This window comes from Jeongeupia naejangsanensis, from assembly GCF_016865585.1.
Taxonomy (GTDB): domain Bacteria; phylum Pseudomonadota; class Gammaproteobacteria; order Burkholderiales; family Chitinibacteraceae; genus Jeongeupia; species Jeongeupia naejangsanensis.
Genome location: NZ_JAESND010000001.1, coordinates 800777 through 826216, shown reverse-complemented (window position 1 = coordinate 826216; position 25440 = coordinate 800777). Strand labels below are relative to the sequence as shown.

General features: G+C 58.1%; 34 protein-coding genes and 1 pseudogene. 15 read left to right on the top strand and 20 right to left on the bottom strand.

Annotated features, from left to right (window positions below; all coding sequences use genetic code 11):
- Window positions 1-58: 58 nt before the first annotated feature.
- Window positions 59-250: a hypothetical protein gene (locus JMJ54_RS04020; RefSeq protein WP_203536640.1), complete on the bottom strand. Its 192-nt coding sequence runs from the start codon at window positions 248-250 to the stop codon at window positions 59-61.
- Window positions 251-545: 295 nt separating this feature from the next.
- Between JMJ54_RS04020 and JMJ54_RS04015 the strand changes: the two genes are divergently transcribed.
- The 4 genes from JMJ54_RS04015 to JMJ54_RS04000 all read left to right on the top strand — a co-directional run bounded on the left by JMJ54_RS04015 (window position 546) and on the right by JMJ54_RS04000 (window position 3352).
- Window positions 546-1250 carry an XRE family transcriptional regulator gene (locus JMJ54_RS04015; protein ID WP_203536639.1) on the top strand — a complete coding sequence of 235 codons (705 nt, stop codon included), beginning with the start codon at window positions 546-548 and terminating at the stop codon, window positions 1248-1250.
- Window positions 1251-1521: 271 nt separating this feature from the next.
- Window positions 1522-1947, top strand: coding sequence for a cupin domain-containing protein (locus tag JMJ54_RS04010; protein ID WP_203536638.1), 426 nt, complete (start codon window positions 1522-1524; stop codon window positions 1945-1947).
- Between the two features lie 382 nt (window positions 1948-2329).
- The gene (locus JMJ54_RS04005) at window positions 2330-3130 is read left to right on the top strand and encodes an alpha/beta fold hydrolase (protein ID WP_203536637.1); all 801 of its coding nucleotides are present in this window, start codon (window positions 2330-2332) and stop codon (window positions 3128-3130) included.
- 33 nt (window positions 3131-3163) lie between these two features.
- Window positions 3164-3352: a hypothetical protein gene (locus JMJ54_RS04000; RefSeq protein WP_203536636.1), complete on the top strand. Its 189-nt coding sequence runs from the start codon at window positions 3164-3166 to the stop codon at window positions 3350-3352.
- 58 nt (window positions 3353-3410) lie between these two features.
- Here JMJ54_RS04000 and JMJ54_RS03995 read toward each other — a convergent pair whose 3' ends face one another.
- The 3 genes from JMJ54_RS03995 to JMJ54_RS03985 form a co-directional block, all read right to left on the bottom strand.
- Window positions 3411-3872, bottom strand: coding sequence for a hypothetical protein (locus JMJ54_RS03995; protein WP_203536635.1), 462 nt, complete (start codon window positions 3870-3872; stop codon window positions 3411-3413).
- A gap of 285 nt (window positions 3873-4157) precedes the next feature.
- The gene (locus JMJ54_RS03990) at window positions 4158-4736 is read right to left on the bottom strand and encodes a hypothetical protein (RefSeq protein WP_203536634.1); all 579 of its coding nucleotides are present in this window, start codon (window positions 4734-4736) and stop codon (window positions 4158-4160) included.
- A 424-nt stretch (window positions 4737-5160) separates the two neighbouring features.
- Complete coding sequence (locus tag JMJ54_RS03985) at window positions 5161-5721, bottom strand: DUF1003 domain-containing protein (protein WP_203536633.1); 561 nt, start codon at window positions 5719-5721, stop codon at window positions 5161-5163.
- Between the two features lie 340 nt (window positions 5722-6061).
- Between JMJ54_RS03985 and JMJ54_RS03980 the strand changes: the two genes are divergently transcribed.
- Both JMJ54_RS03980 and JMJ54_RS03975 read left to right on the top strand, forming a co-directional pair.
- The gene (locus tag JMJ54_RS03980; RefSeq protein WP_203536632.1) at window positions 6062-6397 is read left to right on the top strand and encodes a site-specific integrase; all 336 of its coding nucleotides are present in this window, start codon (window positions 6062-6064) and stop codon (window positions 6395-6397) included.
- A 166-nt stretch (window positions 6398-6563) separates the two neighbouring features.
- The gene (locus JMJ54_RS03975) at window positions 6564-7634 is read left to right on the top strand and encodes a tyrosine-type recombinase/integrase (RefSeq protein ID WP_308437970.1); all 1071 of its coding nucleotides are present in this window, start codon (window positions 6564-6566) and stop codon (window positions 7632-7634) included.
- 52 nt (window positions 7635-7686) lie between these two features.
- Here the strand turns inward: JMJ54_RS03975 and JMJ54_RS03970 are convergent, their stop codons facing one another.
- From JMJ54_RS03970 to JMJ54_RS03950, 5 genes are all read right to left on the bottom strand, one after another.
- Window positions 7687-8424, bottom strand: coding sequence for a DUF1353 domain-containing protein (locus tag JMJ54_RS03970; RefSeq protein WP_203536631.1), 738 nt, complete (start codon window positions 8422-8424; stop codon window positions 7687-7689).
- A gap of 143 nt (window positions 8425-8567) precedes the next feature.
- Window positions 8568-9977, bottom strand: a complete 1410-nt coding sequence (locus JMJ54_RS03965; RefSeq protein WP_203536630.1) for a replication endonuclease — start codon at window positions 9975-9977, stop codon at window positions 8568-8570.
- Complete coding sequence (locus JMJ54_RS03960; RefSeq protein WP_203536629.1) at window positions 9974-10402, bottom strand: hypothetical protein; 429 nt, start codon at window positions 10400-10402, stop codon at window positions 9974-9976. The genes JMJ54_RS03965 and JMJ54_RS03960 overlap by 4 nt, the downstream gene beginning before the upstream one ends.
- Before the next feature lie 7 nt (window positions 10403-10409).
- Entirely contained in the window at window positions 10410-10970 is a 561-nt protein-coding gene (locus JMJ54_RS03955; RefSeq protein ID WP_203536628.1) for a replication endonuclease, read from the bottom strand.
- An 83-nt stretch (window positions 10971-11053) separates the two neighbouring features.
- On the bottom strand, window positions 11054-11431 hold the full coding sequence (locus JMJ54_RS03950) for an ogr/Delta-like zinc finger family protein (protein ID WP_203536627.1): 378 nt from the start codon (window positions 11429-11431) through the stop codon (window positions 11054-11056).
- A gap of 478 nt (window positions 11432-11909) precedes the next feature.
- Between JMJ54_RS03950 and JMJ54_RS03945 the strand changes: the two genes are divergently transcribed.
- The 6 genes from JMJ54_RS03945 (at window position 11910) to JMJ54_RS03920 (ending at window position 15835) form a co-directional block, all read left to right on the top strand.
- Window positions 11910-12314: a helix-turn-helix domain-containing protein gene (locus tag JMJ54_RS03945; RefSeq protein WP_203536626.1), complete on the top strand. Its 405-nt coding sequence runs from the start codon at window positions 11910-11912 to the stop codon at window positions 12312-12314.
- 33 nt (window positions 12315-12347) lie between these two features.
- Window positions 12348-12929 (top strand): PH domain-containing protein, encoded by a 582-nt coding sequence (locus JMJ54_RS03940; protein WP_203536625.1) that lies wholly within the window; start codon window positions 12348-12350, stop codon window positions 12927-12929.
- A gap of 106 nt (window positions 12930-13035) precedes the next feature.
- The gene (locus JMJ54_RS03935) at window positions 13036-14151 is read left to right on the top strand and encodes a hypothetical protein (RefSeq protein WP_203536624.1); all 1116 of its coding nucleotides are present in this window, start codon (window positions 13036-13038) and stop codon (window positions 14149-14151) included.
- The gene (locus tag JMJ54_RS03930) at window positions 14117-14593 is read left to right on the top strand and encodes a hypothetical protein (RefSeq protein ID WP_203536623.1); all 477 of its coding nucleotides are present in this window, start codon (window positions 14117-14119) and stop codon (window positions 14591-14593) included. Before JMJ54_RS03935 ends, JMJ54_RS03930 begins: the two co-directional genes overlap by 35 nt.
- The gene (locus JMJ54_RS03925) at window positions 14594-15226 is read left to right on the top strand and encodes a hypothetical protein (RefSeq protein ID WP_203536622.1); all 633 of its coding nucleotides are present in this window, start codon (window positions 14594-14596) and stop codon (window positions 15224-15226) included.
- A 39-nt stretch (window positions 15227-15265) separates the two neighbouring features.
- A complete protein-coding gene (locus JMJ54_RS03920) occupies window positions 15266-15835 on the top strand; it encodes a hypothetical protein (protein WP_203536621.1) in 570 nt (189 codons plus the stop codon).
- Window positions 15836-15922: 87 nt separating this feature from the next.
- Here JMJ54_RS03920 and JMJ54_RS03915 read toward each other — a convergent pair whose 3' ends face one another.
- The 5 genes from JMJ54_RS03915 to JMJ54_RS03895 all read right to left on the bottom strand — a co-directional run bounded on the left by JMJ54_RS03915 (window position 15923) and on the right by JMJ54_RS03895 (window position 20005).
- Entirely contained in the window at window positions 15923-17008 is a 1086-nt protein-coding gene (locus JMJ54_RS03915) for a hypothetical protein (protein WP_203536620.1), read from the bottom strand.
- A gap of 66 nt (window positions 17009-17074) precedes the next feature.
- Window positions 17075-18079: a phage late control D family protein gene (locus tag JMJ54_RS03910; protein ID WP_203536619.1), complete on the bottom strand. Its 1005-nt coding sequence runs from the start codon at window positions 18077-18079 to the stop codon at window positions 17075-17077.
- The gene (locus tag JMJ54_RS03905) at window positions 18076-18996 is read right to left on the bottom strand and encodes a phage tail protein (protein WP_203536618.1); all 921 of its coding nucleotides are present in this window, start codon (window positions 18994-18996) and stop codon (window positions 18076-18078) included. Before JMJ54_RS03905 ends, JMJ54_RS03910 begins: the two co-directional genes overlap by 4 nt.
- Entirely contained in the window at window positions 18993-19355 is a 363-nt protein-coding gene (locus JMJ54_RS03900; protein WP_238999848.1) for a GPW/gp25 family protein, read from the bottom strand. The genes JMJ54_RS03905 and JMJ54_RS03900 overlap by 4 nt, the downstream gene beginning before the upstream one ends.
- A complete protein-coding gene (locus JMJ54_RS03895) occupies window positions 19352-20005 on the bottom strand; it encodes a phage baseplate assembly protein V (protein WP_238999847.1) in 654 nt (217 codons plus the stop codon). Before JMJ54_RS03895 ends, JMJ54_RS03900 begins: the two co-directional genes overlap by 4 nt.
- Before the next feature lie 122 nt (window positions 20006-20127).
- Here JMJ54_RS03895 and JMJ54_RS03890 point away from each other — a divergent pair, with 122 nt between their 5' ends.
- Window positions 20128-20928: a hypothetical protein gene (locus JMJ54_RS03890; RefSeq protein ID WP_203536617.1), complete on the top strand. Its 801-nt coding sequence runs from the start codon at window positions 20128-20130 to the stop codon at window positions 20926-20928.
- On the opposite strand, the gene JMJ54_RS03885 is transcribed toward JMJ54_RS03890, so the two are convergent.
- From JMJ54_RS03885 to JMJ54_RS03860, 6 genes are all read right to left on the bottom strand, one after another.
- On the bottom strand, window positions 20922-21377 hold the full coding sequence (locus tag JMJ54_RS03885; RefSeq protein WP_203536616.1) for a phage virion morphogenesis protein: 456 nt from the start codon (window positions 21375-21377) through the stop codon (window positions 20922-20924). The two genes, JMJ54_RS03890 and JMJ54_RS03885, sit on opposite strands and share 7 nt — an antisense overlap.
- Complete coding sequence (locus JMJ54_RS03880) at window positions 21352-21801, bottom strand: phage tail protein (protein WP_203536615.1); 450 nt, start codon at window positions 21799-21801, stop codon at window positions 21352-21354. Before JMJ54_RS03880 ends, JMJ54_RS03885 begins: the two co-directional genes overlap by 26 nt.
- Window positions 21802-22063: 262 nt before the next feature.
- Window positions 22064-22597 carry a lysis system i-spanin subunit Rz gene (locus JMJ54_RS03875; protein WP_203536614.1) on the bottom strand — a complete coding sequence of 178 codons (534 nt, stop codon included), beginning with the start codon at window positions 22595-22597 and terminating at the stop codon, window positions 22064-22066.
- On the bottom strand, window positions 22594-23394 hold the full coding sequence (locus JMJ54_RS03870; protein WP_238999846.1) for an N-acetylmuramidase domain-containing protein: 801 nt from the start codon (window positions 23392-23394) through the stop codon (window positions 22594-22596). The genes JMJ54_RS03875 and JMJ54_RS03870 overlap by 4 nt, the downstream gene beginning before the upstream one ends.
- Window positions 23388-23543, bottom strand: coding sequence for a hypothetical protein (locus tag JMJ54_RS03865; protein ID WP_203536613.1), 156 nt, complete (start codon window positions 23541-23543; stop codon window positions 23388-23390). The genes JMJ54_RS03870 and JMJ54_RS03865 overlap by 7 nt, the downstream gene beginning before the upstream one ends.
- A 113-nt stretch (window positions 23544-23656) precedes the next feature.
- Window positions 23657-23962, bottom strand: a complete 306-nt coding sequence (locus JMJ54_RS03860; RefSeq protein ID WP_238999845.1) for a putative holin — start codon at window positions 23960-23962, stop codon at window positions 23657-23659.
- On the opposite strand from JMJ54_RS03860, the pseudogene JMJ54_RS03855 reads away from it, so the two are divergent.
- Together JMJ54_RS03855 and JMJ54_RS03850 are read left to right on the top strand one after the other, a co-directional pair.
- Window positions 23902-24348: pseudogene (locus JMJ54_RS03855) on the top strand (phage terminase large subunit family protein); the annotation flags it as partial. The gene JMJ54_RS03860 and the pseudogene JMJ54_RS03855 overlap by 61 nt on opposite strands.
- Window positions 24348-25403, top strand: a complete 1056-nt coding sequence (locus JMJ54_RS03850; protein WP_203536611.1) for a phage portal protein — start codon at window positions 24348-24350, stop codon at window positions 25401-25403. The pseudogene JMJ54_RS03855 and the gene JMJ54_RS03850, both read left to right, overlap by 1 nt.
- Window positions 25404-25440: the final 37 nt, after the last annotated feature.

Below are 25440 nucleotides of genomic sequence, written 5' to 3'. Positions count from 1 at the left end.
CGCGGAGCAGCGCGGGAATGCGCCAGCGCTGCTACAGCGAATGGTGTCGGTACGACGATCAGCGTGCGCTGATCTTGCGCATGGCCTGCAACACCTTTTGCCGACGCATTTGCCGGTATTCCGGGCTGGCGCGCCAGATCGCGTCGTTGGCGGCCTGTTTGGCCAGCCATTCCTGCCGGCGCCGCTCGTTGGCTTCGCGGCGGGCAACGGCGTCGAACACCGGATCGCGGTGCATTTGATATTCACTCATCGTTGGACTCCTGCTTGAACCGCCCGCCGGTGGCGCTTGCGGTGTGCTGGTTGGCAAACACTGATGTGTTCAATTGGTCCGATACGTGTTGACGGGGATGCCTGCGCGGCGGGAACCGGGTCGGGACGCTCGAACGGGAAGAAAAAACCAAGGTAAACCCTTGGTGAAGCCGGTCCCAGGAGTTGCGACCGGCGGAGGAAGCGGGTGGCGCTGTTTGCGCAGCGATTGCTATTAAACACGATTGTGTTTATGATGTCAACATCAATGTGTTTAATTTCGGTGTTACATTTGTGTTATGAACACGTTTGCTGATCGCGTGCGCCAACGGCGCACTGAACTGGGTTTGTCGCAGAAAGAGCTCGCCAAACGTGCCGGGGTGGGGCAGTCCGCCATCGGCAATATCGAGTCCGGACGCAACAAGAGCGCCACTTTCCTGCCCCAACTGGCCGATGCGCTGGGCGTCGATCCGCTCTGGCTGGTCGGCGACGGCCGGACGGCCGCGCAGGCCAAGGTCTCCGCGCCGGTCGTGGCGCCACGGCCGGTGACGGTGTGGGACAACGAGGACGAACTGGATCCGGATGGCTACGTGTTCCTGCCCCGGCTGGATGTTCAGGCGTCTTGCGGCAACGGCAAGCTCGTCTGGGAAATCGACGAGAAGGGGCAGCGCAATGCGTTCCGGCGTGCCTGGGCGGAGCGGCTGGGGGTGACGGCCAACAATGCCGCGACCATTCTCGCCGAAGGCGACAGCATGGAAGAGCGCATCCACGAAGGCGACAGTCTGGTGATCGACTACACGCAGCGGCTGATTCAGGACGGCAAGGTTTACGCGTTGTGCTGGCAGGGCGAATTCTTCGTCAAGCGCCTGTACAAGGCGCCGGGCGGGGCGGTGATCCTGCATTCGGACAACGAAGCCAAATACGCACCACGCACCATTCCGGCCGAGTACCTCGACGAACTCGAGATCGTTGGCCGTGTCGTGGCCATCAGCGGCGCGATCTGACTGCGCCGGGCCGGCATGCCCCAACGGGTGTTCGTGCCTCCCGCGGCATCGAAAGCTGAATGGACGTCCTGCTGAGCCTAGGGCCGCAAGAGTGCGGGGACCACCGGTCAACGGTGGGCTCTGCCTTGCCGTCTTTCGGCCGTTTCTCTATTGCCGGGTCGATCCGTGCGATGAAGCGCCGCTCGCTGGACTACGCTCCGAAGTATTGACCGGTGCTGGACTGACGCCGCCGGATCTGGAGATGAGTCAACCTTGGCGAAAGGAGACTCGAATGACACTCAAGCGCATGCTGGTCGTTTTTGTTGCGACGGCACTGATGGCCGGATCCCCGCTGCAGGCAGCGGGGACAGACTCGGCGGTCGTCGTGCCGAAGGCGGACCTTCAGTGGAAGGACATGGGCAACGGTATTGCCGCTGCGCCGGTTGCGGGCAGCATGGAGAAAGGCAAGAGCCGCTTCTTCCTGAAGTATCCGGTCGGCCTGGTGACGCCCAGACACCATCACGATGCGGACCATTACGTGACGGTGATATCGGGCACGATCACGCTGAACGTCGAAGGCAGGGATTACCGGCTGGGGCCGGGCGCGTATTTCGCGCTGACCAACAAGGTACCCCACACGGCAAAGGTCGAGGGCAATGAGGACGCGGTGTTCTTCATTCAGGCAGACGGGCCGTGGAATGTGGTGATGGAGAAATAGCCGCCGTGGCCGGCGGGGTACAAGGCCTGACGGCGGCGACGCCACGCAGCGAGGCTGCCGTTTTCTGCTGCACCAAAGGCCGTGCCGGCTGAGTAGACCGGTTTTCCCGGCTGGCCTTCTTCCCGAGCCCTGTGTCGGCAAGCGTGACTCCGTGCGAGTGCCGATGTGCCGACGGGCTGCAAGCTTGCCGGCCCGGCCCGGCTGAACTCGCAGTTCGCGTAGCGACCCCTTGCACGATTAAACCGCTTCCGGTCGGCAGAGGCGGTTTCACGGCCCATTCGGCCATCTCCGTGCTGGATCCGGCAGGACCGTCACCAGTTTTCAATCTGGCGGGGGGAGGATGGTTGAAACAATCATCTGCATCCATTGCTGGAGCCGCACCGTGAACCCGCTATCTCGCCGCATCGCATCGATCGCCTTGGGGGTGTTGCCTCTGACGGCCTGCACTTCGCTGCCCGCTACCGGCACCGAACAGGTCGCAGGGGCTGCAATCAGCTATGCCATTGCCGGCACGCACGGGGCTGTCGTGGTGCTGCAATCGGGTCTGGGGGACGACCGTGGAACGTGGCGGCGCATCGTGCCGGTGTTGAGCACGCAGTACACGGTGTTCAGCTATGACCGCCCGGGTTACGGCAGCAGTGCCACCAGCGCCGCGCCGCGCGACGCCTGCACCGTTGCCCGGGAGCTGCACACGGTGCTGCAAGCCAGCCGGTTGCCGCCGCCCTATGTCCTGGCCGGTCATTCGCTGGGCGGGCTGTACCAGTATGCCTACGCCAGGTTGTACCCGCAGGAAGTGGCAGGGCTGGTGCTGGTCGACGCCACGCATCCGGCGCACTGGCAGCGCATGCAGCAGGACCTGCCGGCGTTGGCCGGCGTGCTCAAGGGGTTGCGGGCCACGACGTTCAGCAGCACCGAGCGGCGCGAGTTCGATGCGCAGGAAGACTGCCTGAACCAATTGACCGACACCCCGTTCGGAGCACCGACCCGGGTGCTGAGGCGCAGCGAGTACGGTCCGATCGAGCAGGGGGCCTTTGCGCAACTCGACCGCGAACTGGCACAGGACTGGCTACGACTGACCGGTGCGCCACGCGTCGACGTGGTGCCGCAATCCGGGCATTACATCCAGCAAGACCAGCCGGCGAGCGTGATTGCGGCCATCAACGCTGTGGCTCCGGCGCATTGATTTGAGCCGCGAGCGCAAGGGGAGCGCGGTGGAGTGATGCCGCGTTTATTAATCGGCATCATCCCGACCAGCATGGGTGGCTTCGACTCGCCGGCTCAGGCAGCCGAAGTATTCGCGCGCAACGAGATCGGGCCGCTGCAGGCGCGGTTCATGGAGTTGAACCAGTGGATCGGGGAGGAGGTGATTCATTTTGAACCGTATTCATTTGAATCACATTCGTAGCTTTATTGATGGCTGTTGATCTGCCGATCAATTTTGTTCCGCATTGGTCGGTGCGAAGTCAAAATCCACCGCCATGCCATTTCCCCTGAAAGTTTCCCATCTGAGTGCCAGTCGTGTCCTGATTGACAAACCCTTCCGTGACGTAAGACATCAAGAATCCGAAAAAAGCTTTTTGGACGTTCGAATTTTCCAGCGGGTATCCGGCAAGCTTTGCCCGAATGGCAAGTGATGGAAGTTCTTGCAGTGCGTTCTGGCATGGTCCCTTCAAAGTGCCGAACTCGGACGTCATCAAGTATCTTATTTGTTCGATAAATTTTTCGGTTGTGAACTCTGGGCGTATTGCTGTTTTTCCCCCCATTCTTGTCGCAGCGATAACAAATTTGTTTCTCATGATTATGTCGATTGGAGTGGGGGTGGCGAGTGCGAGCTCTCCGACGACTTGCAAGTTGTCTGCAGCCTGTTTTAATGGGTATGTCGGTGTACCAAGTTTGCCTAGCGAGTCGCTAAGTATGTTGAGCATCTGGCGTCCTTTGTTTTTTGTTTCAACGTTATGAACTGATAATGGATGAACTGCCTTGGGCTGTTATGGGTGTTTGGCAACGACTGCTTATGACGATCGGCGCGAGATGGTCCTGCCAGACCTCGCCGGGCCAGTCGCCATACTGAACAACGGTATGGGCGGATGTGCCGGTAGCCCGCTAGCTGCGCTTAAAAAGGTGGCTTCCTCGGTCTGTTCACCCGCCCGCGTCATCCAGCTCTGCAGGATGGGTATTGGGTCAGCCATGATCCATGCCCTGAACGTCGTTTACGTCAAAAGCGTAGGGTCTATCATGCCGATGACAATTCTGGCGTGACCACTCAGCAGGTTGATGGATTGTTGGCTATTGGGTACCTCTCTATCATTGTTTCCTGCATATACTTGCTCATAGTAGATTCGCCAGCTTGGGATGGTTGTATATGAATTTGCCAATTGCAGAAATTTATGGGCACATCCTTGTGGGAATCCGTTTTCCGCATTCGAGGCGTTCAGGCATGGGCTGTCGCTAAGAAAAATTTCTACAATTTGCGGGGTTTTTTTGTAATCAGCTAGAAGCCTGGCAAAATTGTTGCATAGAACCTGTTCGGCATGGCGTCCCGGGAGCCCCTCAACCTTATTTTTCGTGGCTTTGTAGCCAGCCGGAACCCCTTGTGCGGATAAGGCGCCCATTTCCATTTTTGAACGATTTTTTGGTACGTTGATGAAAGACGTTACCTTGCTTTCCGACCAAAACGTTTCAATGGTTGAATCAAGCTGATCAAAGCGAAGCAGGCACCAGACCTCTTGCCTGTTGAGGCGCTGAGCCGGGCTCCGGATGTTACGTAATGAGTTTACCAGGCTGGTCATTGATACATCCTTTTCAGTAGACGAACATGAATGACAGACTTACAAATTACGTGAACAGGTGGCAGTCCATTATTGTTGCTTGCACAGGACTGCTTTGAGGTGATGTCAATTCGCCTCACTATGCGTCGCATAATGCGGAAATCTTTCCGGGTTCGATGTTGCCCGGCTGTTTTCGGTGAATCCATTCGGCCGCATTATCGACTGGCCATTACCGGAGCGGTGATACGCACGTCAACTGGCGCAGCAGGAATAATCTCCGTCTTTCTCTTTGGCTTCGAAATTATGCTGCAAGCATATAGAAAGTCTCGTTTCGCTGCACGTCACCTCGGTCGGTGTTTCTCGAAACGCCCAAAAAAAGACCCGCTGAAGCGGGCCTTGTGGCGAGCAATTTTGGGTCCAGCCCCGCTTCGTCTCACGTGTACCATCACGGCTTGGCGTCTTTTCGCATGAAGTGCTCGTGCATCTCGACGGTCAGCAGCTCGATACGCTCGGTCAATTGCTTGGTGAACTCCGTCAGCTTGGTGTTTTGTTGTAGCAATTCCAGCATCTGTGCCGCGTTCTGAGCGGCAATCGCCTGTCGTTGTTCGTTGGCCGCAGCGAGCGCCTCTCGATGCTGCGCGTCGGCCTCGGAGAGTGCCTTGTCGCGTGCAGCCTGCCTTGTCTGTGCAAGCAGAATGAGTGGAGCGGCGTAGGCTGCTTGCAGGCTGAATGCCAAGTTGAGAAGTATGAACGGGTAGACGTCGAATTTGACGAGGCCAAGGACATTGACGGCAATCCAGATGGCGACGACCGCCGTCTGCCCGCCCAAGAACAGCGGCGTTCCGAAAAACCGAGCGAACGCTTCGGCTTGAAGCGCGAAACGATCGCTACCGAAAGTTGGGGCCAGGTGCGCGTGAGGACGCTGGAAACGCAGGTGGTCGATCTCTGGGGCTGCGACCGGCGCCGAAGCAGCGTCGGGCGTCGAATCAGATGGCTTTGGTTTCATGGCACCCTCAGCTTGGTCATTCATTCGGGGGCAGCATTTGCTGCTGCACATGCCCCGCATCGGACTGCAGCCCTGCTGCTCCGCATCTTCCAGCATTAGAAGCGTTGCTTGGAAATGCCAAGTCCATGTGCCAATTCGCGCAACGCGGCCGCGGCTCGCTCAAGCTGGCGAGTGTGCCCGACGACAGGGGCCAACCATAAGCCGCTATTCAGTGCGCAGCTGATCGCGGCTGTGGTTGAAGTGGCCTATCTGAACTGGGCAGCAGCGCCAGTCGGTTCTGGCGCTCAAACTCGCAGACGCGACCGAGGCCGGCCTCGAGTTCTACCAGCAGAAGACCGACGTGCGCGTGCTGGTTGAATGGATGCCTAGGCTGCGCGAAGCGATGGCAACCGCCAACGCACTACCGCGGCCAGTCAAGGCGCTGCACATTTTCAGCCGGCACGACGGCCAGCCGTACACGATGAGCGGGTTCAACTCGCTGGTGCAACGACTGCAACGCGCCTGGGAAGCAGCAGGCAACGAGCGGTTCACCATCCACGACATGCGCGCCAAAGCGGTAACCAAACTGCGGGACGAAGGGCGTCAAGCCAAGGACATTACCGGCCACAAGAGCGATCAGGCGATTGATTCGACCTATGATCGGCGGCGTGTGCGCAAGGGTAGCGCAGTGGAGTGATGCGGTTTTTATTAGACAATTGTCTAATAAACCCGAAAAGACAAAGGGCCTAGCAGTAGCTAGGCCCTTGTTTTTACTGGTGCCGGCGGCAGGAATCTCGGAGTTTTTCTATTAAACCCGTAAATCCCCGCAAAGCCCTGTGAATTCTAGGTTCTGGCGAAAGTCTGTGATCTCGATTTCTCGCTTAACCCCGTTTCTTGGCGTAAATTCCCGGCTGTCATTACGCCAAAAATACGCCATGGCCTCATACCGAAAGCGCAGTGCAGGATGGCGAGCGGAGATCGCTCGGCAGGGTGTTCGAGAGTCCGCCACATTCGACACGAAAGCCGAAGCGGTTGCGTGGGCAACGAAGCGCGAAGCCGAGATCATGGATGGCGCCGGCGGAAAGCTGCCGACGCGAACGCTTGCCCAGGCGCTTGAACGTTACCGTACGGAGGTCAGCCCAAGCAAGGGTGGCGCCCGGTGGGAGGTAGTACGTTTACAAGCCTTTCAGCGTCGTGGTGATGATCCATTTTTTGAGATGATCGATCAGCCCTTGGCCGACATCGATGCCTCTGATTGGGCTTCGTGGCGCGACAAGCGATTGCAGCAGGTGTCCGCCGCTACCGTGAACCGGGAGCTGAATCTGATCCGATCCGTGCTGGAAAACGCCCGGCGCGAATGGCTTTGGACGAAAACCAATTCGCTCACCGACGTGCGCCGGCCGGCGAGCACTCCGCCACGAGATCGACGAGTTAGCGAAGATGAAATCCAGCGAATGTGCTTTGCCCTTGGGTATGTGGACGGTCAGGCGCCAAGCAACAGCACGCAACGAATTGCCGTTGCTTTTCTGCTGGCCATTGAAACCGCCATGCGGGCAGGGGAGTTGTGCGCGCTGACTTGGGACAGAGTCCACCTGGCTGGCCGGTTCGTGACGTTGACCAAAACCAAGAACGGGGACAAGCGAAACGTCCCGTTGTCGAAGAAGGCCGCATCGCTGATCCAGCTACTACCCCGGAATGGTGTTCAGGTGATTGGCGTCAGCACCGCAACGCTGGACACGCTTTGGCGGCGAGCCCGCCAGAAAGCGTTGATCGACAATCTCCATTTTCATGACAGTCGCCACGAGGCGCTGACGCGGCTGGCCAAGAAACTGTCGGTACTGGATTTGGCGAGAATGGTTGGCCACCGTGATCCGCGCAGTTTGATGATTTATTACAACGCGACGGCTACGGAAATTGCTGAACAGCTAGATTGATCAGCTTTTCCGACGGCACGTCATCAGTGACAGTAGAGGCGGCTTAAGTTAACTATTGTTGATAGTGCTCGATAGCATCGAGAGGCGGATCAGTTTCTTCCACAAATGACCGCAATTTTTCGAAATCCTCAGTTGAGACCGCATTTGTGTTGGAGGGTTCAGGCTGAAATTGAGCAATTATTTTTGCGTCCGTAGGGGGGAGGTTCACGGCAATATTGCAAACAATTCCCGGAGGGCAACCGCGTCTAGGAATAGGAACTACTTTAGTTTCAAGGCTTTCGCCTGGAGCCATACTAATGCGAAGCTTTGCAATTTTTGACTCCACTTCTTGTATCGGTACCTTGGCAAAGGTAACCTGGCGCTCCCACCTCGGGCCAAAATGATAAACAGCCGCATACATGACTTTTGCTTTTATAGGGTCAACTTGCGCAGCCAGCATGGCCGTGTAAAAGGCTTTATGAACATCTCTCCAAGGCCGTTGCTTCTGGTCGCAAGCTACGTCGTGAATGACTGATGCATTGCGATACGCTCCCTCATATGGCCCTCCAATCAACGTCCAAGCAACTCTTGGGATAGATGCTCCATCTACGATCCAACCCTTTGGAGCATCCCATCTTGAGCCGTTTGGGGCGATATAGGCAAAGGGTTCTAGAAGCTTCATCTTGCGACCATCGTCGAGCCATTCGGTAACTACTTTTCCATCAAAGCTCCCAAAGTCTTGGGCAAAACCATTGGTGGCGTGCACAAGAATAAATAGAGCTAGGTATATGGTTTTTTTGCATTGTTTCATGTGTCACCTATGGTCAAATTTGTTCTGAGTTAGGGTGATCAATAGCGCTAAATTAATAGGCTACAAAGCCACGCACATTTTCATTCGGCGCCGGAGTTGGCCCAAACAACACAATCTGTTTTGCATCTAGATCTACGCAAGTGCTATCCGAAAACGGAAAGCCGCGCGATGTATCGTTCTTGGCAAACAAGAATCCCTTCTCTGTTCGGATGTAACGCTGCCCCGTTGCCAGGGTGTTCGGGGCGGTAAGGGGGCCAAAGCACACCCGATGCAGCTTGGTTTCTTGCCTGGAAGCGAGCAAGGCAGCGTTGTCCTTGTCCGGTCCGGTTACCATTTGCAGCTGGAATGGGATCAGGTTGTTCAGCGGATTGACTGCTTCCACGCGCTGGTAATCGCCCGATGCTGTGCAGCATCCGTTCTGACTGGTGCGGCGCCACCCAGATCAGCATGTGCCAGTGAGGCGTGCCATCGTGGTGCGGCTCGACCACCCGCACCCCGTACACCTGAATCGGGTGCGCCTTCTTCTTGAACAGGGCGCGACATTCGGCCCAGTTCTCACACAGGTAATCCTGGGTTTCGCGGGGCGAGTACTCCGGATTGCCGTTCGCACCATATTTCGGGTTTGGTCCACCCTTTGAAGTGCGGTGGTACTTGCTGGGCGCGGTGATGGTGAGAAAGTAGCTCGCGTACCCCAAGCCATTCATGACCTCTTCGGTGCCAAGGATCCGAACCATCAGTTCCGTACGCCGAATGACCGGATTCGCCACTGTGCGCCGGCTCAGCTCGGCCAGCGTGTAGGTCTGGCCTTTCTCGTTGGTGGCTTCGGCCAAAGCCAACGCCTTGGCGTTGCGTTGGTCTCGGCCGCGCATCCGCTTGAACGAGCCCTCACTCATGAACGCTGCTCGGTCACGGTTTACGCATCCCAAACGGATCATCAGCTGCTCGACGGCGCGGGTCACAAATCGTTTCAGCCGGCCGCGCCACCATTTCTCGTCGGCCAGCCGCTTCGGCAGCTGGTCCAGCGCCCTGGCGCCCATCCGGTTCAGATCCGGCAGCACGCCAGCGTCGATCGCCTTGATCAGCGCCTCGAGTACAAAGCGCGGCTGCCGGCACAGCTTCCCCTCGATCAGGATGCTGCGCACTTCACCGGCATCAGCCTGGGCAATGATCCGGCCGCACTCTTCGGCGTTGGTGCGGGCGTAACTGGCCAGCTCGTCGTCGGCCATCGCCAGCGGCAGGTTGTCCGACGCCGCGCGGGCAGACGCCACAAAGTCCCGCACGAAACCGTTGGCGGCAGCCAGCGCGCCTTGCTCGGTCGCCTTGCGGATGCGATGCCAGCGGGCCAACAGCGGTTTGCGCACGTAGTCGGGCAGGCCCGTGGTCAAACTGTAGAAGTCGTCCAGCTGCGCCTGGCTGACCCGCGCACGCTTGCGCCGGATCGGCTCCGGAATCGTCGCAGCCCAAGCCGCATCGTCGGCGGCCTGCTTGGCCGCTGCGCGGTCGCTGGCAATCTGACCGGCAATGCGGGCCGCCGTTTCTGGGCAGGAGGTCATGCCGCCACCTGCTTGGGCTCGTCCGCCGTAAAGCGGCCCATCCGTACCGCCCGCATGCGGGCGCTGGTGTCCTGAGCCAGCCGGTACTCGAGCTGGTGTGCGACCAAGCCCGCTGCGCAAAGCACTGCCCGAACCGTCGCCGGGTTGATGCCGGCAATGCCCTGCAGCTCGATTGCTGCGGCCAGCTCGTTCAGCCGCAAACCGAACTGCAATCGCAGGTCGCGTACCAGCGCCTCCAACTCTTCCACCACGGCGCGCTGTTGGCGCGTCATCGGCACGTCGACGGATCGATGCGGAACCACGTTGCACTCCTGTTCGACCGACGCAGGGGCGGCCCGCGCAGGCTGGGGGAGGGTGAGGCCGGCCACCGCCTGCAGAATATGCAGGTGGGCAGCCGCGGCGAGGCGTTCAGCTGGGGAACGCATGGCGGGCTCAGGCCGACTGCCCGGCGCGCAGGCCGAACAAGGTGACCAGGCGACTGCGCCACACCACCGACCACGCCAGCACGCGGGGCATTTCGCTACTGTTCACCAGTCCCTGCAGGTACTTGCTCACATAGCCGACCGCGCCACTACGGCGAATCACCTCGACCTTGATGCAACGGTCATCCGAGGTCATTTCGCGGCAAATGCTGCGGAACAGGCGGATCGCATCCGTGGTCCGGTCCGGCGACACCCACACCACGTAATGCCAGGTCGGCACGCCGTCGCGGTGCGGCTCCACCACGCGCATGCCGGTCCAGTGCAGGTAGTCGTTCGAAGCCGCCCGGGCGATTTCCCGCCACATCTTCTGCAAGAACTTCTGCGCATCCTTCGGCGTGCTGCCGTCGTAGAACGACGATGCCGGGTGAAAGCGCACCGGCGCGCTCAGCGAGACAAACAACCCCGCCTTGCCGGACTTCAGCGCTGCGCGCTCCATCTCGTACAAGTGGTCGGTCAGGGTGCTGAGGCGGGCCGGGGCGCGGCCAAGCAAACGGGCGATCAGGTCTTTCATTGCGTTTCTCCGGGCAAAAAAAGCCCCTCGCAGCCCGAAACGGGCGCGATAAAAGGGCAACAACGACGAGGAAGGAAGGGGGCTTAGCTGGGCAAGAGCGGCAGGCTCATCTGCTCGCGGCCGAGAAGATGCTCAACCGGCAGCGCAGTGCCGCCGCGGATGCGGCCGTTCGGGTCTGGCCGCAGCTCGCTGATGATTTCCAGTACCGCGCGAAAGCGCCGGCCGCAGCCCTCGAAATTGCTGCACTCGAGGTAACGCAGCGTGCTCAGCTCGGACTGCTTGCGGCTGGACCGCGTCTTGAGCGACCAGCCGCAATACGGGCAGGTGGCATGGCTGATCTTGGCGCGGGGTGCGCGCACCGGCCGATAGCGGCGCGGGTGCTGGTCACGGCCCAAGCCTTGTCGGCTGGATGGAATCACCCGGCGGCAGGTGGGGGCGGGTTTTTTGTTCTGGTCGGCCATGATCAAGCCCCGGCCATGTGAGCAACGCCACTGTTTGCTGACGGCATATCGCGTACAACCACAGCGTGGTCGATGTCCCATTTGAAGCGCTGCAGGCCACGCCGGTACATCGACATTACAAAGCTGGAATGCGAGTAACCGTGCGCTTCGGCCAGTTTTCCATCTCGGCCCGGTCTACGGTCGAAAGTGACAAACCGACCCGTTTTGGTGCACGTTTTGCATCACCGAAATCTGCAGTTTTCTTGCTGCTAGCTGTCATGGTGTATGATCGCCTTCTAATGCGTGTCACACGGATGCGGCGGCAAAACGGCTGCCCGCCACGACACGGTTTAGTTTGCTGCCGCAGGTTTGCTTGTCCGGCGACTGCTGCAGCGGGGTAATGCAGGGGCTGTTCATGGGTGTGAACGGCCTTATGTGTGTGACATGAATGCATGTTGCGACAGAAATCTGTCGATTGCAATAAAAAAGCGACAAATAAATGTCTATTTTTTCGTCGGTAGGCGATCGCCTCAAAGAGGAGCGGAAGCGTCTGGGCCTTACCCAGACTGACTTTGGCGTGCTCGGTGGGGTTGGCGTGGTGACTCAGCGCAACTACGAAAAAAACGCAACAGCAGCGGATCTCGGTTACTTCGAGCGGATTGCTGCAGCTGGGGTGAACGTCACTTATGTACTGACCGGGCTGAAAGTGACGGCTGAGGAGCAGCAGCTTCTTTCCACGTACAACGCAGCATCACCCGCTGTACGCGCCGCAGCCCTCGCAGCCCTGATTGCCGGTACCGCACCAGCCGGTGTGCATATCGAAAATCTGAAGGGTATTCAGACGACAGCGCCGGTCGTGCTGCCACCTGGCGCTTTTTCGTTCGAGAAAAAGTCCAAGAAGTAGGATCGTCCAACATGTGAAAGGAGTGGGGTCGCTATGGCATTTGACTTTAAAAATGCGTTGCCGGAAGAACGAAAATCCGAGTACCTGCGTTTGGCCTCAGAGATTGGCGACGATCAGTTTTTCACAAAAAAAGAACTCAACCATTTGCCGGAAGTGCTGGCAGAGGGTGAACAAGTACTCGCGTTTTGCTCAGGCCTGATGGAAGGCAACACTTGGCTGATTACACTTACGGACCGCCGAGTCATTTTTCTTGATAAGGGCATGCTTTACGGGTTGAAGCAGACCTCGATCAATCTCGACAAAATCAATGCCGTTTCTGGCGAAACTGGCATCTTGTTTGGCAAGATCAAAATTCAGGACGGTGCGGCCCAGCGCACAATCGAGAATGTAATTAAAAAGGTAGTGATTCCTTTCACTAACCGTGTGCGGGATGCCATGGCGGCAAACCAAGCGCAAAGCAAGGCAGTCCATGTCACCGCCCAAGCAACACCACCAGCCGTTGCTGTTGCCGATGAACTGATTGAAAAGCTGGAACGCCTTGCCTCACTCAAAGAACGTGGCATTTTGACCGTTGAAGAATTCGAGCAACAAAAAGCACGAATCCTAGCCATTTAAGAAAATCGTACTTTGTGATTTTGTAGTTGCGCTTGTTTAACATATAAATATTAAGTCGCCGATCAAAGAGCGACAAGTGACGCCCATAAAAAGCAAGGAGAGAGATGTGAAGCAATTGCTGGATGCAATCGAGGCCCGAAATAAATTCAATGCGTTTGCTAATTCATTTCGTCAAGACGCTCTTGATGTTGTCGGGGTTGGCTGGAGTAAAACCCGAGAGCGAATTGAAGGTCAACTTGCCAATAAAGATTTGCGCGAACGTGCCGAAAATGTTCTCAGGTCTGCATATGAGAATAATTTACTTTATTGCGATAAGTATGTTTTCCTCTGGCGTATTGAACCGGCCGTTGCTGCTGCACTGACTGACGCGCTTCCAAGCTTTCTTGACGATCAAAGCCCCTACTTGAAGAGCTTTCCATACCCTCTGAATGAGGATCGGTTGCGTGCATCACGCGCTTATCGCTCTCCGTCCGGTATTGTTGATGACGAAGAAAGTAGTACGATTTTTTTTGTTTCCAAACGGGAAACCTTCAAAGAAGTCCCTATTGAGAATGAAGCAATTCCCGAAGTGCTGAAAGAGGCGGGGTATGTGATGCTGCTTGGGCGTCGCAGCCATCCTTATCAGGTTTTTGACTCCGTTACGATCAATCCTAATATCGGCTTGGTTGAAATGAGGATCGACTGTGCGAAGCAATTGTCAGAAAAAGACGCCGTCAATGCTAGAGAAGGGATTCGCGCAAAGTTCAATAAATTGGCTGCAACTGTAACTGGTAATGCAACCACATTGGGTGATCCGCTAAATCTCTACAAGGCTTTAAGCCCGCTCTATTTTGGTACGGGTTGGGTCGTTCGTCATATTGGGCATTGCAACGAAGGCGGCTACGAAAACCAGAACAAGGGTCGGCACCGATTCGATGATGTTCGGAACGACGATTATCACGCAGCGGGTGAGGAGGCTGTTTCCAACATGCAACTGTGGGGGGTGACTGCCGTTTTCAACGCCCCACATGGGGCCGGCGCCCCCACCCTTGAGATCGAAGGGCACTCTCGCATGCTAAGTTCGGTGCATCCCCACGTGGATGTGGTACGAATTTTGGATTGTGCAAGCGAAGAAGACTACCATTTGGTTTTGGGCACGTTACTTGATTGCTTGAAGACGGCTGAGGCTGTAACGACAGCGACACAGCATGCTGTCGCAAGCAGCGCTGCAGCCGCCATTTGAGAGCATAAATTTCGATATGGATGCAGTCGCAAACATAAAGCGCGCAATAAACCTAACCTTCGGCGATGAGCAGCCGGAGGTTGCAGGCGCTTGTGTTGCGATCGTGAATTTTCTGACTGAGCAGCTGAACGGCCGTCGACTTCATTTGACGATGTCGCTTCTCATGGATGTTGTAAAGCCAGGGTCAGAGGAGTCACTATTCATTGCACTCAACTATCTTTCAGGTGCAAGATTCAATTTGCTGGAAATGTGCTTCGAATTTGTTGATGAGAATGATGAGTATCATCCTCTAACTAAATCTGAAATATCAGAGGCTAGAAAAACAAAGCAACTTCTGCATCCGGTAAGTGGCGAAATTGTCAGGGATTTTGAGTCGTCCGTCTTGGTTTATTTTTCGACAACTCAACGCGCCGATAGCATCTTGTTGAAAGGTGTTGAGTGAATGCTGCTCGAAGAAGATAAATTGGCCGGCTTGTTAAGAAAAGCAGACGGCAATCCAAGAATAAAACTTCAATTGCGTAGAATGCTTGTTGAAGAGTACAGCGATTTCGTCGATGTCTTGTACGATGATCTGGATGAAATTGTTGACGTGTTGCAGCGGCGGAAGCAGATTTATTGTGCAGCTTCAGAAGATGAAATCACAATGGCTCTCGTCGATCAATTGGTGGCGCGAGGTTATCAAGCTACACATGACACAAAAAATGGTGGGCATATCGATATATATGTCCAAGGCGTGAACCCCACGCATTTGTGGCTTGGTGAGGCTAAAAGAGACTACGATCTCGCTTGGTATGCGAAGGGTTTTGCGCAACTTTGCTCGCGCTATTCGACGGGTGGTCATAATCAGCGACATGGTGGTGTCCTGATTTATTGTCAGAGAAGGTTTTCGGTAAAGACGTTGAAGTCTTGGAGAGAGTACCTTCCAACTTTAGATCAATATGCGGAACTGAAAGTGGCTGACTGTTCTCGTACACCTGATGTCGCTTTTGAAAGTGAGCATCTGCACGATACCAGTGGTTTGCCTTATACGGTCCGCCACTTGGTTGTGAGTTTGTATCATGCGCCTACAGTCTAACTGGTGCTGTGATGTTTTTTTCTCTTTATTGAATTCGATATGGACCGAGTAATCAAGGTTGGCAAAGTGCAAGGCATTGTAACTCCTCAGGTTCTGCAGACCGGAAACGTGATTCATATGCCCGCTTCTGATGCTGACAATGCACTCGGAGAGCTGGCTGTCCCAATCGCCGAGGATCGATTTTACAAGCTAACTGGCATGTTGACCTCTGCGCCTGCACGTGTCGCGTTATTGCGTTTGATGGATGAGGATATATCAGGAAAGCAGCTGTCAATCATCTGGAAGGGGCAGCTGACGTTTTCGGGTGAGATTTTTTCAGTTCAAATTGAGCGATGGGTTCCTTGGGTGACAGGAGTTGTCTGGGCTCTGACTGTATTTGTTTTTGTTGGGGCCATGGTCTTGATTGATAAGCATCAGCCGATTTCGACAATTATGGGTTGTGTTCTGTCGGTGTTGTTTACACTGGCTGGTGCATTATTTGCAACCGCTAAAATTTTGATCCCATATTTGTTGGCGAAAAAAGTCGCCTCCATGGTTGAACGTATTAATCCAGAACTTCCTGAGCTGCTAGGCCGTTGGCGTGATGGACGCAGAGATACGCGCGGATGACATGACTGAAAAAACAAAGCCTCCATATGGAGGCTTTGTTTTTTATGTGTGTTGTCCTTTTGACTTCACACTTAATACGTATGTTGTTTACTGAGCGGTTCGTGTTTTTCTATAGCCCTCGTAGGAGTCCTTCAGATCACCGAGCGACTCACCGATCGTGATGATGGTGTCGCCAACCGTTGTCATGCTCAGCTCCTTGCTGCTGGCATCGGCCTTGGCAATAGAGTCGCCCAGCCGTTTCAGGATGGCATCCGGGTCGATCGCGGCTGCGCTTCGGTAGGCGTAGATGTTGCCGATCAGCGCGTCGGTGGTTTCAAGCACCATCGGCTTTTGCATGCATTCGGTGGGGTAGGTGGTTGATTTGCACAGCTTCGACAGCAGCACCCATTGCGCGTTGATTTTCTGGGCGAGCATCCAGCGGCGCAGGTTGACTGTGGCACCAAGCGATGTCTCGTTCATCGTTGCGGCTGTCGACGTGGTCGGGCGGAAAAGCACGTAGGCCCCGTCAGACGGTTTGGCCTTCAACTTCTCCAGTTCGCCATTCATGGATTTGACGACCCGGTTCATCGTTTTGCGGATGGCTGCCTCGCGCTGGGTCTTTTCAGCCAGCGCGGTGATCTCTTTGATCATCGCGTTCAATGCCAGGAAAGACGCCAAGCCGGGCAGCGGCGTCAGCGAGACCCCTTTGTCGACAAACTCGGATGATTTTGGATCGAAGTCAGTTTGGGCCAAGCCCTGGCACCGTTCGATTCTTGCCTTCAAAAGATTGCGTTCGTTCTCGATCTCCTCCTGATCGTCTGCCGGGTTGGCGTTGATAGCTGCAGCGTTGGCCGACATCTTCTTGATGTAGGCCGCGTAGGTGGTCCCGTCCGGCGCTTCGGCCACGTCGCTCACCGCCTGCATGCTGTCAGAAAACACCATCAGCTGACTGGCGGTGGCCATCGGCCCGGCTGCTGGTTTGCAAAGCAGCTCCGGGCTGGGCTTTTTGCCTTGGGCTGCCAAACCAATCGTGTAGAACGTCAGCAAGTCTTTGTCGGCATCGGCGACAAAGCTCGATGCGGTGGCGGCTTGCTTGGCGGGTTTTTCCAGTGCGCCGTTGAAGTTTGGCGACGAGACACAGGCCGTGAGTAGGAGTGAGGTGGGTAACCAACTTGCGTGTTTTAGCGACAGCATATAAGGCTCCTCTTATGTATTGGAATGCCCCTACGCTATAGCTCATTACTTACCATCTATGAAATTTTAAAGGGGCTCGACTTCGGTCAGGCGTAGTTCGAATTCGAGTGAGGTCGCCAGCCCGTTGCCGTCCAGCGTGTGGGTGGCTCGACTGACTGTCCAGCTGCCGCTGTCGATGTCGGGCTTGAAGCCGGTCACGCTCGTTGGCGATTCGGTCACAATTTCCGGCCGGCCGAGGGCGAGGGTGATGCCGAACTCGGCCACACCGCGCTGTATTCGGTTCCAGCTGGCCTTGGCGGCGCGCTCGGCGGCTTTCTGGGTGGCGTACACATGGCGCAGGGTTTTCAGGTTGTCTGCATTGCCGACAACCACTTCGCCCTTTTTCGCCTTCTTGTTGTTCTGGTACTCGGCGCGCACGCCGCTGTAGTTGTCGCGGTTGGCCACGCTGTAGCGGTGCTGGTCTCCGGCCTGCCGGTTGATGAGCACGCGCTCCAGCGGCTGGCCACTGGCCGTGGTGCCGGCACCCATGGGCATGAACATCAGCCGGCCGGCCTTCACCGTGGCCACGGCGTCGAACAGCTGGCCCAGCCGGGTCAGGAAGTTGGCGTCGCTCTCGTTGGTCTGGTCGATGTGGTCGACCACTTCCTTGGCCAGCACCTCGGCAATGCCGGGTTCGAGCTTGGCAGCACCGGCAATGGTGCGCACGATGGCGCCCACCGTCTGCCGGTGGAATGATCGCTCCCGCTGCATCAGCAGCCCGTCTGCCAGATCCGCGCTGCGGGCGCGGATGGTCAGCTTGTCCGGTGCGCCGCTGTGCTCGACTTCGTCGACGGTGAACGTGCCTTTGTCGATCAGCCCCGTGGCCTGCCAACCCAGCCAGACGCGGATTTCCGCCTTGAGTGGTGGGATGGCCAGCGCGCCATCGTGATCGTGCAGCACGATGTCGAGCTGGTCGGCCTCGAAACCGCGGTTGTCGGTCAGCGAGAGCGATTCCAGCCGGTTGTCGATCAGGCTGCTGATGTCGCGGCCGTCAACCACGACCCGAAAGATGGGGACGGGTTGCGCGCTCATTCAATGGCCTTGGGCTGGGCCAGATCCTGCAGGTCCGGATCGCGGCGTTTCAGTTCGATGGTGAATTCGATCCGGCGCGATGTGCCGTCGTGCATGAAGTAGCTGCGGGATTCGTCGATGCCCTCGATGACGAAGTTGCCGTACAGGTAGCCGTTGCCCTCGATCAACGGCCACGCATCGCCCTCGTCGGCCATCTTGATCAACTGGTCCAGTGACGGCACGCCGCCGGTGATCTCCGGGTAGAGCACGCCGTCGATGCTGATGGTCTGGTCAAACGAGCGCGGCGTGCCGGCGATGACGAAGGGCCGATCATTCAGCGGCCGAACGGTTTCGGCGGATAGTGCGGCCTGCACGGTGGCGAGCAGTGCGGCGTCGGGTACGCCGTTGCCGCGGTCGTCGAGCAGGTAGACATTGACGTCGCCGCCGGCCGGGCTGTCGACCTTGACGTCGGCAACGTGCGGCGAGGCGCTGAGCGCGTGGAACACGTAGGCGCCGCGTGGTCCGGCGACCGACAGACCCTCAAGCGCCATCTGGGCGCGCAGGCGAAGGCGGTCGTCGCGTTCCCAAACAGCCTCGATCGGTGGCACCGCGTCTGGATCGGCCGGGGTGATCAGCTGCCGGGTGACGCCGTAATCTGCGGCGCGGTTATCGAGATCGGCACGCTGGGCCTTGGCCAGCAGCGTGGCGACCGCGGCTTCGTTGATACGCTGCCAGACCAGCAGCTCCATGTAGACGTTTTCCTGCAGCAGGATCGCCATCGGCTCGGATTCGAGCTCCAGCGTGCGGGCGACGTTGTCGCGCTGCTCGGCTGGAATCAGCCCGAGCAGCTTGGCTTTACGCCGGGCAAGGATGGTCTCGAAGTCGAGCGGCTCGACCAGATCCGGCGCCGGCAGCTTGGCGAAATCGAACTGGCTCATGCAGCACCCCCGCGAAGTGGCACGCTGAGCGCAACGGCCTGTCGACTGGGCCCATCGGCGCGCTCGGCGTTGATGTCGATGGACAGCTGTCCCGGTGTCTCGCCGGCGACCAGCTGCACCGCGGTAATCCGCAAGCGCGGCTCCCAGCGCTGGACGGCCATGACCGTTGCGGCGCGGGCACGCTGGATGGTGACGGCGTTCATGGGTGCGTCGACGAGGTCCGGGAGCAACGAGCCGAAATCACGGCGCATGACCCGACTGCCCAACGGGGTAGTGAGAATGCAGCGCACGGACTGACGGATGTGGTCGAGGTCGCCAATGCTGCGGCCGGAGTCGATGCTCATGCCGGCGTAGCTCATTGCGGCGCACTCGTGCTGCCGCGCAGCGAATCAAGGTGGATATGCAGGTGGAGCACCACGCCGTTGGAGCTGAGCTGGCCACCTTCGTGGATGAAGTCGCCGGTGATCCTGGAGTTGCCGCCGGCGCTGCCACCGCTACCGGCCAGACCGGCAAGGTAAGAGAGCAACTGCTCGATCGTGGCTTTGCCCTTGACGACCAGATCGCCCTTGATCAGCACGTCACCGGAAAACTCGCTCGTGGGGCTGTCGACGGTGACCTTGTCCGAGGCTTCGACCTTGGCGGTCTTGATGCCGGTGACGTCGAGCGCGCCGGCGGCGTGGTTGTAGCGGATGACTGCGCCGTCCGGATACTGCGTCAGGTGTTCGTCCGGGCTGCCACTGGGTGCCGGATTGGCGTCGCTGTACAGGCCGACCAGCACGATGCCAGCTGCCGTTTCCCCGCTCGGGCTGAGTACGAGGCATTGCTCGCCCACGGTCGGCGCGCTCCATGTCCGGGTGGTGCCGGCGCGCAGCGTGATCCACTGCAGCCATTCGGATTTCAGCCCACCGGTCTGGACGCGGCAAAGCGCGCCGGCGTGATCGACGGCGGCAATCGTGCCGGTGCGGATCAGGCTTTCAAGGCGGCGGGGTTGTTCGGCGGGCAAGTTCATTGGTGAAGCATGAACGCCACACGGGAGCTGAAGTTTTTGGTTTGTTGTGCGGGTTGTACGGCACAATTTACTGATGCTGAAAGAATCTATTTGCGAACGCTGATTTTCTACTTGAGGGTGATATGAAAAAAAAGGGACTTCTTAGAAAACCCAAGCTCGGAAGCACCGGAGCGGTTGAGCGCAAGAGAAAAGAGTATGTAGAAAGTTGGTTTGGTTGGCGCTTATTGCTTTCTTCGTTTGCGGTAATTGTAGCTCCATGTGCTTATATTTTTGGCCGTGCATATCACGATGGGTATTTGATCGAATTTGGGTTGAGTTCTTCGCATTTTCCTATTGATGTTATTGAGGCTTATGTTGGTGCTTTTTATGCGGTACTTGGAATATGGAAGCGGTTCGCCATATGGTTGAATATTCCATCTGAATTTTTTGCATTTCTTATTGCGTTTCTTATTGTGCTGGCTTTTTATGTTTTAATGGGTTATCTGTTTATTATTTTGAAAGAGTGGGTGGATGGCCTGAAATTTACTAGTAATTCAAATAGGCTACGTTCATTTGCTGGTTGGTTGAGTCCTGCTAAAAATAGGTTTGTAAGATCTCTGGGGTTTGTTAGTGCAATTGGTTTGTTGATTTTCTGTGCCGGATATCTAGTGTTCGCATTTGTTCTTATAGCTCGCCTTGTACCATCGGTTTCATTCTCACAAGGTGAGTACTATGCAAAAGAACAAAAAGCATCTTTTGAGAAGGGGGTGTGTAATGAGCGAAAAAAAACGCTAGGGCTGTGTGTTGCACTAAAGAGTGGTGACGGGAAGTTGATTGCAAGTGGGGCATATATTTCGCGCAACGAAAAGTCCATTGCTATATATGCTGATGGTGTGAGTAAAATCTACTCAATTCCAGATAAGTACGTGATTGAGAGCTATTGATATTTCTCTGCGATAAAATTATGAAGAATTATTTCGTGAGTGATGCTCAATTCGTTCTGGCTGAAACCCAGCAACACCCTGCGGGGTAATCGCCGGATGCTACCGTCCTGATGCTGGCCGGCGATGCGGGCATCCCGGCCGCTGAATCCGACACTGGCTTCGTCGGCGGTCGATTCGGCTTTCAGGTGCCTGGCGGCGCGCAGCTTGGCGAACATGCTGCGGCGGATGCGGCCTTTCTTGCCGCGCAGACCACGTTTGCTTGAGCGAGGCGCGTAGGGCACGCCGTCCGGGGCTTTCTGTTCGGCGATGCGCTTGGCCTGGCTTTGACGCAGCGCTGCGGCAAGCTGCCGGGTCAGCTTGCGGCGTTCGACCGGGGAGAGCTTGGCCAGCAGGCCGCTTGCCCAGTCTTCGACGGCTCCGAGGTCATCCACCGGCGGCCCTGCGCTCAAAGTTGGTCAGCCAGTCGGTTTCGACCGACGGTGGTTCATCGATGGCTTTTGTTTCCCAGCGGCCTTCGACCTGGCGTGCGATGACGCGCTCGGTGAGCGGTAGCTTGATGGACAGGTCGACCAAGTCATCGCTGAGGATGTCGGCCTCGAACTGGATGGCGTCGCGGCGGCGTTCGTTGTTGTCCAGCTGCTCAGGCTGGTTCGTGGCCAGCCAGTCGACCACGGCGACCATGACGGCATCCGGATTGCCGCCGAAGTTGGTCAAGATCAGGTTCAGCGTGTACTGGTATTCGTAGCTGCGCGTGCCGGTGCCGGTGCCGAGGATGCGGCCCTCGTCGACGAACATCAGCAGCTTGTCCGGATCCCGGTCGAGATGTGGCATGGCCGCGATCAGGTGCATGCGCAAGGCGGTCGGTTTTTTCATTTGGCTTTCATCGATGGTATGTCGGCGTGCAACTGTTGGAGTACGGCCGACAGTTTGACAAAGTCATCAGCACGACAATCGCGCCATTGACTCAGCCCGGCGTCTTCCCATTGAGGCTGACTGGTCGGGCTGCTTAGGCTGCCGTAGCAGCGACGACGAAGCGAATAACGGATCCGTACGATCAGCTTGCCACGCCAGTTTCTACGGACCGACAAGTCGGCAATACGGTATGGCGTTACCGGACCTCTGAAATAGATGTGAGTCACAGTCTCTCCGCCGTCCCATTTATCAATCTACGGTCGTTGAGGACGGTGGACTGGCAGGCGTCGAGCTGACGGGCGAGCTGGTCGGCGTCGCTGCCGAGGCGTTCAAGAAATTCGCCAGCCTCGATCGATAGTTCGGCTCTCGCTTCACCATCACCGCCGCGTCCGGCGGCGGCAGTTGTGGGCACTGGCTCGCAGCTACCGGCACGGACAGGGACGTACAGCCTGCGAGTGCCAGCACGCAGATCAGCAATGGCACGGTCACGGTCAGCGATTTCATTCTGCAGACGCTCCTGATAGGTAGTGGCGATGGCGGTTTGTGAAGCGGCGGCGGCGCGTTCGTCGCGGCGGGCTGTGTTGATGCGCTCGGCCATGGCGTCGGTATCGCGGGCCTTGCGTTGCTGATCGGCGAGGCGCCACTTGGCATCGCTGCTACGGTAGCCATCCAGCCAGATCAGGCTGATGGCGCCGGCCAGCAGCAGTACATACAGCAGCCATTTGCCGATCGGCTTGAGCAGCGCAGGCCAGCTCATGCCGCGACCCGGGTGAACTGCTCGTAGGCGCGGGCCAGCTTCACGTCGTAAAGGTTTTCGCGGTAGGCGGCGCCGTTGTAGCCGCGGGCGAAATCTGCCCACTTGCGGCCCCTGAGCGCTTTGATCAGGGCCGGTTCCGACAGTACGAAGCGGCAGAAGGCTTCGAGGTGGTCGCCCTCGTTACGCTGCATGCGCTCGACGAACTCGTTAATGCTGGCGTAGCCGAGCGCTTGCCAGTGATAGCCCATGACCTGAAACGCGCCCCAGCTGCAGGCTTCGAGCGCGCAGGCGTCGTCGATGCGCCGGGCATTGGCGAGGCGGACGTACTCGGCGCTGCCGCCGGCGTAGCCGCCTCGGGCGGTGTTGACCAGATCGGGGTAACGACTGGCGATCGCGGCTGCGGCATGACCGGCCTTTTCGAGCTGCCGGTACATGATGTGGCGCTCGTAAAGGATGACCGGGCGGCCATCGTCGAGAAAACCCGAGCCGCGGCTTTCCACCGCGTTGACGGCCTGAATGCAGGCCAGCGGCACGCCGAGCAGGTCGGCGGCGCGCTGCAGGTCGGCTCCGGTCATCAGGCGCGGATCGGCGCCACCAGCGCGCAGGGTCTGCAGCGTCTTGGGGCCGGCAAGGCCATCGGCGACGAGGTCGTGCGATTGCTGAAAGCGGCGCACGGCAGATTCGGTCGATTCGCCGTACCAGCCGTCCGCGTTGAGCCGGTAACCGGTGGCGATCAGTTGGCGTTGCAGGTCGCGGACAGCCTGCCCCTGATCGCCATTGCGCAAGGTCATCACCATGGTCCGTCTCCGAACACGCGGGCGACGTTGCCCTTGTCGCGCCAGACCTTGGCGCAAAACAGGATGACGAGCAGATCCATGCCGCGCGGGACGACGGGATACCAGCCGAGCAGGATGCCGCCGGCCGAGAAGATCATGCAGGCGAGCACGACCTAAGCCATGACCGAATGATGGCGTCGGAAACTGGCACCAGCACGCTGGTAAAACAGGATGCGGCCGATTGCCATCAGCATGGCGAAGCAGGCCAGCAGGGTGAGCAGACTCACGATTTCCCCCCTTTGCCGAACAGGTTGTTGATCAGGCCGGCGAAGAAGCCGGCGAAGTCGAACGCTTTTGCCCGCTCGACAAGCGCCAGGGCGCCGGTCACCAGCAGCAGCGACAGCAGGAACGCCGCGGCGCCGGTGCTCTTGATCGGCGTCAGCCGCACCACTTCGGCCGCGCAGACATAGCCGACCGACCACGACACGACGAGGTAGACCAGCCGCCGCCACCACGGCAGGTGGCAAGTTCCGTGTGCTGGAAAAGCACCAGTGGCGAGGCATGGACTTCGAGGCGCAGGCGTCGGCAATTCGTGCCATCACCGAGCGCTACCGGGTGACCTACATCGGTATCGACGCCACCGGGATCGGGCAGGGCGTCTATCAGCTGGTGCGGCAGTTCTTCCCGGCGGCCGAACAGATCAGCTACTCGCCCGAGGTGAAAACCCGACTGGTCCTCAAAGCCTACGACGTGATCAGCAAGGGCCGGCTGGAGTTCGACGGCACCGATCTGGCACAGGCATTCATGGCCATCCGCAAAACCCTGACCGCAAGCGGCCGACAGGTGACGTACGAAGCCGGCCGATCCGATGAAACCGGCCACGCCGATCTGGCGTGGGCGTGCATGCACGCGCTGTCGCATGAGCCACTGGAAGGCGCGACAGGCAATAACCGCAGCTTTATGGAGATGTGCTGATGAGCAGACGAAAGCCGCGCCGTGTCGCACACACGGCACACCCTAATACACAGGACGCGCCGTCGACCGGCGCGTCGACCGTTGAAGTGTTCACGTTCGGCGACCCGGAGGCGGTGCTCGATCGCCGCGGGATCTTCGATTACCTGCAGTGCCTGCACAACGGCCGCTGGTACGAGCCACCCATCAGCTGGGAAGGGCTGGCCAAGACGTTCCGGGTGACGCCGCACCACAGCTCGCCGCTCTACGTGAAGCGCAACATTCTGGTCAGCACATTCAAGCCACATCCGCTGCTGAGCCGTTCGGCATTCTCGGCTTGGGTGCTGGACTTCCTCGTGTTCGGCAATGCCTACCTGGAGCGGCGCGACGCAATGAGCGGACGGCCGCTTTCGCTCAAGCCAGCGCTGGCCAAGTACGTTCGCCGCAGCACTGACCTCGACGGCTACTGGTACGTGCCGACTACGGGAGAGGAACACGAGTTCGAGCCCGGCAGCGTGTTCCATCTGCTCGAGCACGACATCGACCAGGAGGTGTATGGCCTGCCCGAATACTTAAGCGCACTCAGCTCGGCCTGGCTCAACGAGGCATCGACACTATTCCGGCGCCGCTATTACAAGAACGGCAGCCACGCCGGGTTCGTGCTGTACATGACCGACACCGTGCAGAACGAGGACGACATCAACGCGATGCGCACGGCACTGAAGAACAGCAAGGGGCCGGGCAACTTCCGCAATCTGATGGTGTATGCCCCGGGCGGAAAGAAGGACGGCATTCAGCTGCTGCCAATCAGCGAAGTGGCGGCCAAGGATGAATTCCTGAACATCAAGAACGTGACCCGCGACGACCAGCTCGCTGCGCATCGTGTGCCACCGCAGTTGATCGGCATCATCCCGACCAACACGGGGGGCTTCGGCTCGCCGGCGCAGGCGGCCGAAGTGTTCGCACGGAACGAGATCGGGCCGCTGCAGGCAAGGTTCATGGAGTTGAACGAGTGGGTAGGCCAGAAGGTGATCGAGTTCGAGCCGTATGTGCTGCCGGAAGCTGGCAGCACGACCTGAGCACAGAATTTGACTGGACTCGAAGCGGCACGCTGAA

Bases quoted from the DNA above. Each gene is read 5' to 3' on its own strand.
- JMJ54_RS03925 (WP_203536622.1), top strand. From the start codon at position 14,594: ATGCTGCTCGAAGAAGATAAATTGGCCGGCTTGTTAAGAAAAGCAGAC.
- JMJ54_RS03955 (WP_203536628.1), bottom strand. From the start codon at position 10,970: ATGAAAGACCTGATCGCCCGTTTGCTTGGCCGCGCCCCGGCCCGCCTC.
- JMJ54_RS03910 (WP_203536619.1), bottom strand. From the start codon at position 18,079: ATGAGCGCGCAACCCGTCCCCATCTTTCGGGTCGTGGTTGACGGCCGC.
- JMJ54_RS04020 (WP_203536640.1), bottom strand. From the start codon at position 250: ATGAGTGAATATCAAATGCACCGCGATCCGGTGTTCGACGCCGTTGCC.
- JMJ54_RS04010 (WP_203536638.1), top strand. From the start codon at position 1,522: ATGACACTCAAGCGCATGCTGGTCGTTTTTGTTGCGACGGCACTGATG.
- JMJ54_RS03920 (WP_203536621.1), top strand. From the start codon at position 15,266: ATGGACCGAGTAATCAAGGTTGGCAAAGTGCAAGGCATTGTAACTCCT.
- JMJ54_RS03915 (WP_203536620.1), bottom strand. From the start codon at position 17,008: ATGCTGTCGCTAAAACACGCAAGTTGGTTACCCACCTCACTCCTACTC.
- JMJ54_RS03850 (WP_203536611.1), top strand. From the start codon at position 24,348: ATGAGCAGACGAAAGCCGCGCCGTGTCGCACACACGGCACACCCTAAT.
- JMJ54_RS03990 (WP_203536634.1), bottom strand. From the start codon at position 4,736: ATGACCAGCCTGGTAAACTCATTACGTAACATCCGGAGCCCGGCTCAG.
- JMJ54_RS03900 (WP_238999848.1), bottom strand. From the start codon at position 19,355: ATGAGCTACGCCGGCATGAGCATCGACTCCGGCCGCAGCATTGGCGAC.
- JMJ54_RS03965 (WP_203536630.1), bottom strand. From the start codon at position 9,977: ATGACCTCCTGCCCAGAAACGGCGGCCCGCATTGCCGGTCAGATTGCC.
- JMJ54_RS03945 (WP_203536626.1), top strand. From the start codon at position 11,910: ATGTCTATTTTTTCGTCGGTAGGCGATCGCCTCAAAGAGGAGCGGAAG.
- JMJ54_RS03870 (WP_238999846.1), bottom strand. From the start codon at position 23,394: ATGGTGATGACCTTGCGCAATGGCGATCAGGGGCAGGCTGTCCGCGAC.
- JMJ54_RS03930 (WP_203536623.1), top strand. From the start codon at position 14,117: ATGCTGTCGCAAGCAGCGCTGCAGCCGCCATTTGAGAGCATAAATTTC.
- JMJ54_RS03960 (WP_203536629.1), bottom strand. From the start codon at position 10,402: ATGCGTTCCCCAGCTGAACGCCTCGCCGCGGCTGCCCACCTGCATATT.
- JMJ54_RS03985 (WP_203536633.1), bottom strand. From the start codon at position 5,721: ATGAAACCAAAGCCATCTGATTCGACGCCCGACGCTGCTTCGGCGCCG.
- JMJ54_RS03950 (WP_203536627.1), bottom strand. From the start codon at position 11,431: ATGGCCGACCAGAACAAAAAACCCGCCCCCACCTGCCGCCGGGTGATT.
- JMJ54_RS03875 (WP_203536614.1), bottom strand. From the start codon at position 22,597: ATGAGCTGGCCTGCGCTGCTCAAGCCGATCGGCAAATGGCTGCTGTAT.
- JMJ54_RS04015 (WP_203536639.1), top strand. From the start codon at position 546: ATGAACACGTTTGCTGATCGCGTGCGCCAACGGCGCACTGAACTGGGT.
- JMJ54_RS03970 (WP_203536631.1), bottom strand. From the start codon at position 8,424: ATGAAACAATGCAAAAAAACCATATACCTAGCTCTATTTATTCTTGTG.
- JMJ54_RS03890 (WP_203536617.1), top strand. From the start codon at position 20,128: ATGAAAAAAAAGGGACTTCTTAGAAAACCCAAGCTCGGAAGCACCGGA.
- JMJ54_RS03880 (WP_203536615.1), bottom strand. From the start codon at position 21,801: ATGAAAAAACCGACCGCCTTGCGCATGCACCTGATCGCGGCCATGCCA.
- JMJ54_RS03895 (WP_238999847.1), bottom strand. From the start codon at position 20,005: ATGAACTTGCCCGCCGAACAACCCCGCCGCCTTGAAAGCCTGATCCGC.
- JMJ54_RS03995 (WP_203536635.1), bottom strand. From the start codon at position 3,872: ATGCTCAACATACTTAGCGACTCGCTAGGCAAACTTGGTACACCGACA.
- JMJ54_RS03905 (WP_203536618.1), bottom strand. From the start codon at position 18,996: ATGAGCCAGTTCGATTTCGCCAAGCTGCCGGCGCCGGATCTGGTCGAG.
- JMJ54_RS03940 (WP_203536625.1), top strand. From the start codon at position 12,348: ATGGCATTTGACTTTAAAAATGCGTTGCCGGAAGAACGAAAATCCGAG.